10 protein-coding genes are annotated in these 11604 nt (G+C 73.1%); 5 read left to right on the top strand and 5 right to left on the bottom strand.

The window, feature by feature from the left end:
• Positions 1-15: 15 nt before the first annotated feature.
• Positions 16-1011: a glycosyltransferase family 2 protein gene (locus tag VJ976_RS09565; RefSeq protein WP_324099983.1), complete on the top strand. Its 996-nt coding sequence runs from the start codon at positions 16-18 to the stop codon at positions 1009-1011.
• Here the strand turns inward: VJ976_RS09565 and VJ976_RS09560 are convergent.
• The 3 genes from VJ976_RS09560 to VJ976_RS09550 are packed head-to-tail and all read right to left on the bottom strand — an operon-like array spanning position 1008 to position 3206.
• A complete protein-coding gene (locus VJ976_RS09560) occupies positions 1008-1652 on the bottom strand; it encodes a CoA transferase subunit B (RefSeq protein ID WP_324099982.1) in 645 nt (214 codons plus the stop codon). The genes VJ976_RS09565 and VJ976_RS09560 overlap by 4 nt on opposite strands.
• Before the next feature lies 1 nt (position 1653).
• Positions 1654-2460 carry a CoA transferase subunit A gene (locus VJ976_RS09555; protein ID WP_324099981.1) on the bottom strand — a complete coding sequence of 269 codons (807 nt, stop codon included), beginning with the start codon at positions 2458-2460 and terminating at the stop codon, positions 1654-1656.
• 20 nt (positions 2461-2480) lie between these two features.
• Positions 2481-3206, bottom strand: a complete 726-nt coding sequence (locus VJ976_RS09550) for a TIGR03089 family protein (RefSeq protein ID WP_324099980.1) — start codon at positions 3204-3206, stop codon at positions 2481-2483.
• Positions 3207-3257: 51 nt separating this feature from the next.
• Here VJ976_RS09550 and VJ976_RS09545 point away from each other — a divergent pair, with 51 nt between their 5' ends.
• Entirely contained in the window at positions 3258-4199 is a 942-nt protein-coding gene (locus VJ976_RS09545) for a DNA-3-methyladenine glycosylase 2 family protein (protein ID WP_324099979.1), read from the top strand.
• On the opposite strand, the gene cofE is transcribed toward VJ976_RS09545, so the two are convergent.
• Both cofE and cofD read right to left on the bottom strand, forming a co-directional pair.
• A complete protein-coding gene (gene cofE / locus VJ976_RS09540; protein WP_324099978.1) occupies positions 4141-5286 on the bottom strand; it encodes a coenzyme F420-0:L-glutamate ligase in 1146 nt (381 codons plus the stop codon). The two genes, VJ976_RS09545 and cofE, sit on opposite strands and share 59 nt — an antisense overlap.
• A complete protein-coding gene (gene cofD / locus VJ976_RS09535; RefSeq protein ID WP_324099977.1) occupies positions 5286-6293 on the bottom strand; it encodes a 2-phospho-L-lactate transferase in 1008 nt (335 codons plus the stop codon). Before cofD ends, cofE begins: the two co-directional genes overlap by 1 nt.
• Before the next feature lie 181 nt (positions 6294-6474).
• On the opposite strand from cofD, the gene VJ976_RS09530 reads away from it, so the two are divergent.
• The 3 genes from VJ976_RS09530 (at position 6475) to VJ976_RS09520 (ending at position 11578) form a co-directional block, all read left to right on the top strand.
• Entirely contained in the window at positions 6475-6726 is a 252-nt protein-coding gene (locus tag VJ976_RS09530; protein WP_324099976.1) for a WhiB family transcriptional regulator, read from the top strand.
• Positions 6727-6794: 68 nt separating this feature from the next.
• Positions 6795-9995 (top strand): hypothetical protein, encoded by a 3201-nt coding sequence (locus VJ976_RS09525; RefSeq protein ID WP_324099975.1) that lies wholly within the window; start codon positions 6795-6797, stop codon positions 9993-9995.
• Entirely contained in the window at positions 9992-11578 is a 1587-nt protein-coding gene (locus VJ976_RS09520; protein ID WP_324099974.1) for a DUF5719 family protein, read from the top strand. Before VJ976_RS09525 ends, VJ976_RS09520 begins: the two co-directional genes overlap by 4 nt.
• Positions 11579-11604: the final 26 nt, after the last annotated feature.

The raw sequence follows: 11604 nt of genomic DNA, 5'->3' as shown, positions 1-11604 counted from the left end.
CGCTACCCTGCCGGGGTGCCGCCCGATGAGCCTTCGCAGGACGACGCGGCCAATCCCCCAGTCTCGGTGGTGATGCCGGTGCGCAACGAGGCCCGGCACCTGGCGGAGTCCCTGGGCTCGGTCCTCGGTCAGGACTACCCGGGCGAGATGGAGGTGGTGATCGCCCTGGGCGGCAGCACCGACGCCAGCCGTGAGGTGGCCCAGCGCCTGGTCGCGCGGGAGCCACGGGTGCGGATCGTCGACAACCCCACCGGGCGCACCCCGCAGGCGCTCAACGCTGCGATCGCCGCCACCCGCCATCCGATCGTGGCCCGGGTGGATGCCCACGGGGCCCTGCCCCCGGACTACCTGAGCACGGCGGTGGCCATCTTGCTGCGCACCGGTGCCGCCAACGTCGGCGGGCGGGCGGTCCCGAGAGGGGTGAGCCGGACCCAGCGGGCGGTTGCCCTCGGCATGGGGTCCCGGCTGGGCATGGGGGGCGCGCGGTTCCGGGTCGGTGGGCAGGCCGGCCCCGCCGATACGGTCTTTCCGGGCGTCTTCCGCAGGGAGTGGCTGCAGCGCGTCGGTGGCTTCAGCACGGACTACGAGCGTGCCCAGGACTGGGAGATGAACCTGCGGATCCGGCAAGCCGGTGGGCTGGTGTGGTTCAGCCCCGACGTCTGTGTGACCTACCGCCCCCGTGGCTCCTTGCGTGGGCTCGCAGCCCAGTTCTTCGCCACCGGGCAGTGGCGTCGACGACTGGCCGCCGAGCACCGGGGGGCGTTGAACGCGCGGTACCTGGCTCCACCGGTCGTCGTCGCTCTCGTGGCGGGGGGTGCGGTCGGCGCGGCGTGGTGGCCGCCCCTGGCGCTGTTGCCCGGCGGCTACGCCTTGGCGGTCACGGTCGGTGGGCTGACCATCGCCGCCCATGAGCCGTGGCCGGTGCGGCGCAAGGTTCCGCTGGTGCTGGCCACCATGCACCTGAGCTGGGGTGCGGGCTTCCTGGTCGGCGTGCGCCCACGCCGCGCCTAGCCCTCCGCCTCCGCCACGCCCAGGTCCGCGTCGGTGCGTGCGCGCACCTCCTGCTCGCTGACCCCCGGCGCCAGCTCCCGGAGCAGCAGGCCCTCCTCGCTCACGTCGATCACCGCGAGGTCGGTGATGATCCGTTGCACGCATCCCAGTCCGGTGATGGGCAGCGTGCACTCGTTCAGGATCTTCGGGCTACCGTCCTTGGCGGTGTGCTCCATCAGGACGATGACCTTCTTGGCTCCGTGCACGAGGTCCATCGCGCCGCCCATCCCCTTGACCATCTTGCCGGGAATCATCCAGTTGGCGATGTCCCCGGCCGCCGAGACCTGCATCGCGCCCAGGATGGCGGCATCCACCTTGCCGCCACGGATCATGCCGAAGCTCATGGCGGAGTCGAAGAACGACCCCCCTTGGCGCACGGTGACGGTCTCCTTGCCCGCGTTGATCAGGTCCGGATCCTCCTCGCCCTCGACGGGGTAGGCGCCGACACCGAGGATGCCGTTCTCGGACTGCAGTACCAGCTCCACGTTCTGCGCGACGTAGTTCGGCACCAGGGTCGGCAGGCCGATCCCGAGGTTGACGTAGTCACCGTCGTGCAGCTCCCGGGCCGCCCGCGCGGCCATCTGCTCCCGGTTCAGTGCCATCTCAGTGCTCGCGCTCCTGCTCCTGCTCCCGAGCCGGTCCCGGCCGGGTGGTGCGTTTCTCGATCCTCTTCTCACCGGCCTGCTCACGCGTCAGCGGCAGCACCCGCTGGACGTAGATGCCGGGCAGGTGCACCTCGTCCGGTGCCAGGACGCCGGGCTCGACCAGCTCCTCGACCTCGGCCACGCTCACGCGTCCGCTCATGGCGCACATGGGGTTGAAGTTGCGCGCGCTGGCTCGGAAGAGGAGGTTGCCGTGCCGATCTCCCTTCCAGGCGCGCACCAGCCCGAAGTCGGCCGCGATCGACTCCTCCAGCACGTACTCCTGGGGGTCACCGCCGAGGTGGTGGAACACCCTGCGGTCCTTGGCCGGGGAGGAGACCCGCACCTGACCCTGGGTGTCGTAGCGCCACGGCATGCCGCCGTCCGAGACCTGGGTGCCCACTCCGGTGGCGGTGTAGAACGCCGGAATGCCGGCGCCGCCCGCGCGCAGCTTCTCGGCCAGCGTCCCCTGCGGGGTGAGCTCGACCTCCAGCTCCCCGCTCAGGTACTGCCGAGCGAACTCCTTGTTCTCTCCCACGTAGGAGGCGATGATCCGCCGGATCCGCCCCGCCGCGAGGAGCAGGCCCAGCCCCCAGTCGTCGACCCCCGCGTTGTTGGAGACCACCTCGAGGTCAGCGGTGCCGGAGCGGAGGAGCTGTGCGATGAGCACCGAGGGCACACCGCACAGGCCGAAGCCGCCGACAGCCAGCGTCATCCCGTCGGTGACCCCGCGCAGGGCGTCCTCGGGACGCTCGACGACCTTGTCCATAGCGCCGAGGATAGTGCCCCTCAGACGAAGCGGGCGTCGACGCCTTCGCTCTGCATGCGCGGGTCCTGCTGGTCGACGTCGGCGCCGCGCACCATCACCACCGAGCCGTGGGCGGCCAGGCCGCCCAGCACCGCCTGCAAGAAGGTGGCCGGGTCCCGCTCGGTGACCAGCAGACGTCCGGATGCCGGGCCGGAACGCTCGCGGGCGCGCGTCACGAGGTCGGCATATCTCGTCCGCTCACCTCCGGCGACCAGCGCCACATCCCCGGCCTCGGGTCCGGTCCACGGGGTGAACGTGTCGGCGAAGGAGGAGATCTCACGTGCCTCGTCCATGACCCCGGTCCGCAGGTCGCCGTCGAAGGCCCGGGCCAGCGCCGGCAGGGACACGGCGACCACCTCGTCCGCGTCCGCCGCCTCCGGGGAGGCGGGGTCCGTCGTCACGAGTACGTCCGCCCCTTCGAAGGTGTCCAGGGTCACGGTGGCGCCGACCGACCACGCGGCGAAGGCCCAGTACGCCATCCGCCAATGAGGAACGGGGATATCGAGGCGCACCAGGGTGCCCGGCTCGGCGTCGAAACCCTCTTGCAGGGCGTTGGCTGCCTTGGCCACCCACGTGCCCAGCACCTTGCGGGAGATCTCGATGCGCTCGTGCTGGGTCGGGCCCGGCTCGTCGTCGTAGAAGGTCAACGCGGGACGCGAAGAGTCCTCCTCGATCAGTCCAGCCAGCACGTCGGCAGGGGTCGGCACGCGCACAATGTAGTGCACGGCGGCGCCGCGCCCGCATGCGAGGCTGGGAGCATGTGCGCTCTTCCCGTCCGGCCTGAGCGCAGGCGGGTCTGGCGACCAGGGCGGGAGGTGGACCTGGAGGCCACCTGGGGGCCGTTGCGCCGGGGTGCCGGCGACCCCACCTGGCGCCGCCGCGGGCACTGGCTCTTCCGTGGGATCAGCACCAGCACAGGCTGCGCGACCCTGGCCGTTTCGGTGCGGACATCGCCGGGGGAGGTGCTCGCCCAGGCGTGGGGAGAGCCGGAGGTGGTCGACCGGCTCCTCCACCGCCTGCCCGCCATGCTCGGCGAAGGCGACGACCCCTCGGGGTTCCGGGTGCGCCATCCGGCGCTGCGGCGGGTCCACCTCGCCCGGCCCGGCTGGCGGGTGCCACGCACCGGGTTGGTGATGGAGTCGCTCATCCCGGCGATCGTGGAGCAGAAGGTCACCGGTGCCGAGGCGTTCGCCGGGCAGCGGCGCCTGGTGCGACGCTTCGGGGCTCCGGCACCGGGTCCGGGGGCCGCGATGGGCCTGTACGTGCCGCCTACCCCCGCTCAGGTGGCGCGCATCGCCTCCTGGGAGTGGCTGCGGATGGGAATCAGCCCGCAGCGTTCGGACACGGTGATGCGCGTGGTGAGGATGGCCGACCGGTTGGAGGAGCTGGCGCTGCTCGACGCCGAGAGGGCCAGCCGTCGCCTCCGCGCGGTGCCGGGAGTGGGGTTGTGGACGGTCGCCGAGACCGCTCAGCGGGCCCTGGGTCACGCCGACGCCGTCAGCTTCGGGGACTACCACGTGGCCAAGAACATCGGCTACGCCCTGACCGGTGAGCCACGGGACGACGCTGGGCTGGCCGAGCTGCTCGCCCCCTACGCACCCCACCGGTACCGCGTGCAGCGGCTGGTCGAGCTGGGGCGGTTCAGTCCGGAACGGCGGGGGCCTCGGATGTCGGTGCCGTCACACCTGCCGACGCGGTGACCCGCTCGACCCGCCAGTCGTGCAGGTTCTCGCTGTGCAGCGCCACCTCGAGCCTGGCCACGGCCCGGCCACAGCGGTAGGGATCCTCGAGGCTGACCTCGAGCACGCGGTCGCCGACCGCGACTGCGGCGTAGTCGACCGGCGGGTCGATCTCGAGCAGGGCGAGGTCGACGCAGCGCCGCAGACGGGTGGCGAGATCCTCCTCGCCGGTGGAGGTGATCCCGACCGCAGCCGCCCGCTCGGAGCCGGGCGGTGCTCCCAGGGCTGCACGGACCGACTCCGCGGTGCCCAAGGTGAACCAGTCGCTCGACGCCGGTCGGAGCAAGGCACGCGCACCCACCGCAGCGGGCGTGGTGACCGCGTGGGCCAGCCCTCGGACCACCACGGCGGGAATCGCCGCTCTCTTGCCCTTCACCAGGTCGGCGGCCGCAGCGATCTCGTCCGCCACGGCCCGCGCGGTGACCGACAGCATCCGACCGTCGGCGTCGCTGCGCCCTCTCAGGTCCTCGAGCACCTCCACCCCGCAGGCACCGAGCGCGAAGTCGACCTGACCCTCGCGCCAGGGGCGGCCCGCGGTATCGCTCAGCAGCACCCCGATACGGGGCAGGGGCACCGGCGCGTACGCGGTGAGCAGGTCCGCATACAGGGTGCGGGCGGCCAGGTCGGGATCGCTGGGCAGGATGAGAGATCCGCCGTGGGGGCCGGTGTTCGAGGCGTCCACCCCCGCCGCCGCCAGGACCGGGCCCGACCGAGAGGTCACGATCCTCGTCGTGCCCGACGGCGTCGCCCGCTCGGCCACCACGCGGGTGCTCTGTTCCAGCACGATCTCATCACGGCCTCCAGCGTCATCCGGAGCGGGATACTCATCCGTGGTGCTCGAGCGCAGCCCGAGGGCCTTGGAGACCACCTTGCTGGAGACGACGAGTACGTCACCGTCGCGCAGCACCACCCCGGCCCGCTCCAGCGCGTCGCGCAGCAGCCGGGCGAGGTCGTGAGCCGCCGTGACCTCGGGCATACCCGGCAGGGGCGTCACGGTGAGGCTGCCTACGGTGGAGCCGGCCGTCTCCTCCGGCGACGGTTCGCGCATCAGCGCACGACTTCGGCCAGGGCGATGGCGGCCTGCGCAATCTCCCCCGCACTGCCGACGTCGCGCATGTGGAGGTCTCGGGCCCTCATGGGCAGCGCACCGTAGTCCTCGCCGCCGTCCGCGGAGTCGACGAGCCAGCCGTTGAGGAAGTCCCGGTAGAGCCCGGCCACTCCGGCTGCCGTGACCGGCACGCCGAGCGCGCTCAGACACGCGTCAGCGTGTCCGCGCACGGGGGCCCCACCGATGATGGGGGAGACGCCGACGACCGGCGCGCGGGTGCCCCGCAGCGCGTCCCGTACGCCGGGGATGCTGGTGATGATGCCGATGGAGACCACCGGGTTGCTCGGCGGAAGCAGCACCACGTCGGCCTTCCGGATGGCCTCCAGGACGCCGGGGCCGGGCGTGGCGCGGGCGAGCCCGGCCACGACGAACCGGAGAGCGGGGGCCTGTGCCTGCATCTGGATCCACCACTGCTGGAAGTGCACGGCTCTCTCGCCGGGGTCCTCACCGGGACGACCGCCCGGGTCCGCGCTGAGAACGACGTGCGTCTCGATCGGCTCGTCCGTGGCGGGCAACAGGGCGATGCCCGCCTGCGTCAGGCCCCAGCGGCGCGCCAGGCGCGCGGTCACCTGGCTGAGCGGAACGCCTTCGGCCAGCCAGTGGCTGCGAGCGACGTGGGTGCCCAGGTCGCGGTCGCCGAGGGCGAACCAGGAAGGTCCGACTTCCAGCGCGTCGAGCTCCTGCTGGGCGCGGAAGGCCTCGTCGGCCCGTCCCCAACCCTGTTCCTCGTGTACGGCGCTCCCCAGGGTGTACAAGAGGGTGTCCAGGTCCGGGCACACCCGCAGTCCGGCGATGGTGATGTCGTCGCCGGTGTTGCCGATGACGGTGACGGTGCTGCCACTGCCGGTCGCGGGGTCGTACGCCTCTCCCATGGTGTCGAGGTGGTGGCGCAGGCCGCGCACGAAGCGGGCGCCGCCGACACCGCCGGCCAACACAGTGATGTGCATGGGGTCCATTCTGGTTGGTGGACAACGTGTCACATGAGTCGCGTGGGGTTGTAGCAGATCCGGGGTTGACGGGAAAGGATGACACGCGTGTAATTTAGGCGTACCGCGGGGTTCTCATCGAGCAGCACCGTGGTGCCGTGGTGCTGGCGAGGGTTGAGGAGGAGCCGTGCACGATTTGGACATGGTGTCATTGTTGACGACCGAGGGTGGGGACGAGGCGTCGTGGCAGGAGCGTGCGCTGTGCGCCCAGACCGACCCTGAGGCGTTCTTTCCGGAGAAGGGGGGGTCGACCCGCGAGGCCAAGAAGGTGTGTGTCGGGTGTGAGGTGACCGCTGAGTGCCTCGAGTACGCACTTGCCCACGATGAGCGATTCGGCATCTGGGGGGGCTTGTCCGAGCGTGAGCGTCGCAAGCTGAAGAAGCGAGCCGTCTGAGCGCTTCTGCCCTGACCGAGTCGGCGACCCGGGCGTCCCGTGACGAGCGCCGCGGCTCAGTCGGCGTGGTGGTGCTGCCATCCGGGCCTGGCGGTAAGCCTTCGTCCGATGCCACCCCGCCGGTGTTCGACGCGCTGCTTCCCACGGCCGAGGAGGTGCGCTGGGTCAGCCTGGAGCTGAGCGGAGTTCCGGCGGCCGAGCTCGGCCACCATCCGCTGGTCGCATCCGGGCAGGTCCGGGTGCTGCCGGAGGCCTCGGTCGCGGTGTCCCCGGAGACCGCAGGCGTGGTGGAACACGCCTGGCCGGACGATGTCAGCTGGTTGTGGTTCCTTCCCGCGGACGCCCAGCCGCGAGCCGACGCCCTCGCGGCCATGACAGCGGTGCTGCGTGACTCCGGCCGGGTGGCGGCGGTGGGTCCCAAGCTGGTGCGAACGGCGGCCCCTCGCGTCGTAGTGGGAGTCGGTCACCGCGTGACCCGCTGGGGTCGCTCGGCTGAGGGCGATGACGTCGGTGCCTACGACCAGGGTCAGTTCGACGACCGGAGCGACGTCATCGCCGTGCCGTGCGAAGGCATGGTGGTGCGCGCCGACGTGGTCCAGAAGATCGGCGGCGTGGACCCGCGGGCCCACCCGAGCGTCGTGGGCTTGGACCTGTGCTGGCGGGCCCATCTGCACGGTTACCGCGTCCAGGTGGTGCCGGACGCCGTCGTGTCGGTCGACGGGTCGGCCGGCGATGGTGATGTCGCGGTCGGTCGCAGTGCTCGGGTTCCGGTCCGTCAGCGAGCGCAGGCGCGGGCGGAGGTCGCGTTGGCCCGGGCGGCGTGGTGGCGGCTACCGCCGAGGGCGCTGGCGATGCTGGCCTGCTCCTTGTGGGTCACGGCGCTGATGCTGCTGTTGCGACGACCGCGTGCGGCGGGTGTGGCCTGGGCCGAAGCGGCAGCGGTGATCTCCGCACGACGGGTGTGGGCAGCACGCTGGCGCTTCCGCGGGCGAGGCAGGCTCTCCGAGAAGGACCTGGCCAGCGTCTTCGAGCCCGGACGCGCTGCCCGCTCCGCGGCCCGGTTGATGCCGCTGGACGCCCCGGTCACGGGCCAGGTGTTCTCGCCTGGTCCGGTCCCGGAGCGCGTTGCCCCCGCCGTACGCGGCACCTCTGCCGAAAGCTCGGGTAGCTCCCTGGACTCCGGGCCCGTCTGCGAGGAGTTCGCCTCGCCCGAGGCCGACGCGAAGCCGGCGCGGTGGTGGAATCCGGCGCTCGTCGCGGCGCTCGCTCTGGCGTGTGCGGTCACCGCCGCGCGGTGGTGGGAGCTGACCGGTGCGCTGGATGGTGAGGGGTGGGGGGTGCGCGGCTCGGAGGTCCTGGGTGTGGGGGCGTCGGCGCCGGATCTGTGGTCCGCGTGGTGGTTCGGCTGGACCGGCGCCGGCCTCGGGCAAGCCGGCCAGGGCCCGTCCTGGCTCCTGCCGATGAGCGGTCTGACGTGGCTGGCCGAGCAGGTGCCCGGTGGCCCGGTCGAAGGTCACGGGGCGTCGGTGGTCACCGCATGGCTGCTGTGCTCGTCTCTGGTGCTCAGCGTGGTCGTGGCCTACGTGTCGGCCAAGGCGGTGGTGCGCTCGCGGGCGGTGCGTGCCGCCTTGGCCCTGGGATGGGCGGGCCTGGCCCCGATGACAGGGGCGGTGGACGCCGGGCGCCTCGGCCCCGCGCTGGTGCACGTGATCGCTCCGGCACTGGTGGCCGGCGTGGTGCTCAGCCTGCGCCCGGGCCGCCAGGGCACCTCGGCCTCGTTCGGTACGGCGCTGTTGGTCGCCGCAGCCGCCTGGTGGGTGCCGGTGGTGACCGCGGTCGGCGTCGTGGGCGGGGCGGTCCTGCTCATCAGCCTGCGGGGGGCGGCGCGCCTGCGTGGCCTGGCGCTGGCCCTGCTACCGCTGGTGCTGCTGGGACCACATCTGCTGCAGTACCACTCCGATCCGGTGATGCTCTTCGGCGGCGCGGGCTCGACCGTCGCCGGCGCGGAGGCGCTCGCGGGTTGGCAGGGGTTGCTGATGCACCCCACCGGAGCGGTGCGGATCAGCATGTGGTGGGTGATGCCCATCTGGCTGCTGGCCGTCGTCGCCGTGCTCGCGCCCGGCGGACGCCGGGCGGGCCGGTTGGCCACCGGCCTGACGCTGGCCGGAGTCTGCGGGCTTGCCGGGGGCGTGCTGGCCTCCCGTCTCGTGGTGGGTGAGCTGCCCGCCGGGTATGAGGAGGCCGGTCTCGGGGTCACGATGTGGCCGGGAACGTTCGCGAGCCTGGGGGGCGCGGCCGTCTTCATGGCCGGCGGCATCGGGGCGGGCCGGCTGGTGGAGACCTCAGCTCGCCGGGGTCGCGGCACCACGCTGGGCACGGTTCTGCTGGCCGTGGCCGCCGTCGCGGCCGTCGCCATGTCCGCCGTCCATGCCGTCACGCCCAGCTCAGGCAACCTCAACGCGGCAGACGCACCCGTGCCGGCGGTCGTGGCCGAGAGACTGAGCGGACCCGGCCAGGTCCGGCTGCTGCAGCTGACTCCCGTCGCGGCGGGGCCGACGGACAACGAGGTGTACGGGGTGCGCTACCAGCTGCAGGGAGCCGAGCCCTCCCCCTGGCTGCGCGACCGCGCCCGCGACCTGGCCCAGGCACCCCCACTGGACGGGCAGACGCAGCCGGGCGACGCGGCAGCGCTCGCCGACCCCGTCGCCCGGGCGGTGGACACGGTGCTCACGCCGGCAGCCTTGTCTGCGGACCACGCGCGGCTCACTCGGGAACAGCTGGCCGACCTGGCGGTCGGTTACGTCTCGGTCCTCGCCCCGCAGGACCATGCGCTGGTCGGGCGAATCGACGAGGACCCCTCGCTGACCAGGGTCAGCTCGGCGCCGGGGACGGCGTTGTGGCGCGTCGCGTCCCAGACTCCCGGGGCGCGGGTGCGGTGGGAGGCCTCGTCGGGGGAGCGATCCGACGCCGCGCCCAGCACCGGGCCGCACGGACGGGCCCGGCTCGCGCGCGACGGTGGGCCCGAGATGCTGGTGGTCTCCGAGCCCGCGGCCTGGGCTCACGTCGCCCAGGTGCGGGCGGACGGGGAGATCCTGACGCCCGAACCCGGCTTCCCCGTGCGCTACACCGTCCCGGAGCAGGCTGAGCGGGTCGTGGTCGATGTCCCACCACCGCACCTCCGGTGGTGGCTTCTCACCGGTGGCGTCGCTCTGGTGGCAGCGGTGGCGGCCGTGCCGCTCGTAGGCAGGGAGCGAGGTAGAGGGGCATGAGGTTCCGGCCGGGACGGCGCGCGGCACGGGCGGCGGTGCTCGCCGGCGCCACCGGCGCCGTGCTGGTCGGGTCGGCTCACGCCCCGGCCTCGGTCCATCTCGGCGACCGCACCACGGCCATCACCACCGCACCCTCGGCTGCCGGGCCCTCCGAGGTGCCCGTCGACCGAGCCGGCCTGGTGTGCCCGGGTCCGGAGCAGCGAGGCATGACCGACAGCGCCGTACCCGAAATCGCGCAGGACGTCCGGGTCGAGGCGGTGAGCGCGCCGGAAGAGGCGCTGCCGGGGATCGTCACCAGGCCCGGCGCGACCGCGGGGGCCGTCGCGGTGCGCCGGCTCGCCGGTGCGCCCGTGGGCGAGATCGGCGACCGTGGCTCGATGGCCCGGACGAGCTTGGACGAGGCCGACGCCGTCGTCGTCGACGCTCAGGGGGCACTGGCCCCCGGGCTGGGGGCGGCTCAGCTCTACCACGGCGACCAGGAGCAGCGTCTGGCCCTGTCCCTCACCGGCTGCCCTGCTCCGGCCGAGCACTCCTGGCTCGTGGCCGGCGGCGGTGCGGTCGGCCGTTCGGAGCGGATCGTGCTGGTCAACCCCGGTGTGAGCGCCGTCGACGTCCGCGTCGGGGTGCTCGGCGCGGCCTCGGAGGCCGGCGCCGACGCCGGCGAGCCGCCAGGCACGGTCGTCGCTCTCGGGCCCGGTGAGCGAGAGATCCTCCTCGTCGACGCGCTGGCACCGGGCGTCCGGGCTCCGGTCGTCGAGGTGACCTCGAGCCCCGGCCCGGTGGCTGCCTTCCTCGGTGACCGGTGGCTCGACGGCAACACGGATGCCGGGATGCAGCTGACCACCCCCGTCGGGCCTCCCGCGACCACACAGGTACTGGGGGGGCTCGGCAGCCGGCCCGGTGATGGGTCGGACGTCACGGTGCGCGCAGCCGTGCCCGGTTCTCGCGCCACCGTGGTCCAGGTGCGAGCCCTCACCCCCGAGGGGCCGGCACGGGTGGATGCGGAGGCGGTGGTCGTGCAGAGCCGGGCGGCGCAGGACATCTCCGTGGGTGGGCTGCCCGACGAGGCCGTCGCCCTGGAGGTGACGAGCGAGCGACCGGTCGTGGCCGCGGCTCAGACGCGTTCATCGGAGAGCGAGACGGGCGCGCGCGACCTGGCTTGGTCGCCAGGCATGGCGCCACTTCGCGCACTCGGTGGTACCCCGCTGCCCCGACCCCCCGGCCAGGGGCAGGTCGACTACAGCCTCGAGGTGGTCGCTCCGCGCGGTGGTCGGGCACAGGTACTGCTGCAGGACGCCGGGGGCGACGTGGAAGCACAGGCGGTAGACCTTGCCGCCGGGCGCACGTGGAGCCGGGAGCTGGACGGCGCCGCGGTCTGGGTGGTGCCGGAGTCCGGCGAGGTCTACGCGACGGTGACAGCACGGTCGCAGGTCCGGCCACGGCCCGCGCCGGACGACGTCGAGGCGAGGCGCGGCGGAGGCCGGGGGGCCAGACGGGTGCCGGTCGACCTGGTCTCGGTGCTTCCGGTGACGGACCTGGCGGTCACGCGACCTGTGCTCGCGGTGGTGCCCGCAGTGCCGTGAGGTCCTCGTGCGGGCACGACCCGGCA

This window comes from Ornithinimicrobium sp., from assembly GCF_035267225.1.
GTDB lineage: Bacteria > Actinomycetota > Actinomycetes > Actinomycetales > Dermatophilaceae > Ornithinicoccus.
Note: the sequence above shows the minus strand (reverse complement) of the source record. Positions and strands in the feature narration are given on the sequence as shown.

What these genes read in the sequence shown, in the direction of transcription:
- cofD (WP_324099977.1), bottom strand. Translation starts at nt 6,293, where the DNA reads ATGCACATCACTGTGTTGGCCGGCGGTGTCGGCGGCGCCCGCTTCGTG.
- VJ976_RS09520 (WP_324099974.1), top strand. Translation starts at nt 9,992, where the DNA reads ATGAGGTTCCGGCCGGGACGGCGCGCGGCACGGGCGGCGGTGCTCGCC.
- cofE (WP_324099978.1), bottom strand. Translation starts at nt 5,286, where the DNA reads ATGCGCGAACCGTCGCCGGAGGAGACGGCCGGCTCCACCGTAGGCAGC.
- VJ976_RS09545 (WP_324099979.1), top strand. Translation starts at nt 3,258, where the DNA reads ATGTGCGCTCTTCCCGTCCGGCCTGAGCGCAGGCGGGTCTGGCGACCA.
- VJ976_RS09560 (WP_324099982.1), bottom strand. Translation starts at nt 1,652, where the DNA reads ATGGCACTGAACCGGGAGCAGATGGCCGCGCGGGCGGCCCGGGAGCTG.
- VJ976_RS09555 (WP_324099981.1), bottom strand. Translation starts at nt 2,460, where the DNA reads ATGGACAAGGTCGTCGAGCGTCCCGAGGACGCCCTGCGCGGGGTCACC.
- VJ976_RS09530 (WP_324099976.1), top strand. Translation starts at nt 6,475, where the DNA reads ATGGTGTCATTGTTGACGACCGAGGGTGGGGACGAGGCGTCGTGGCAG.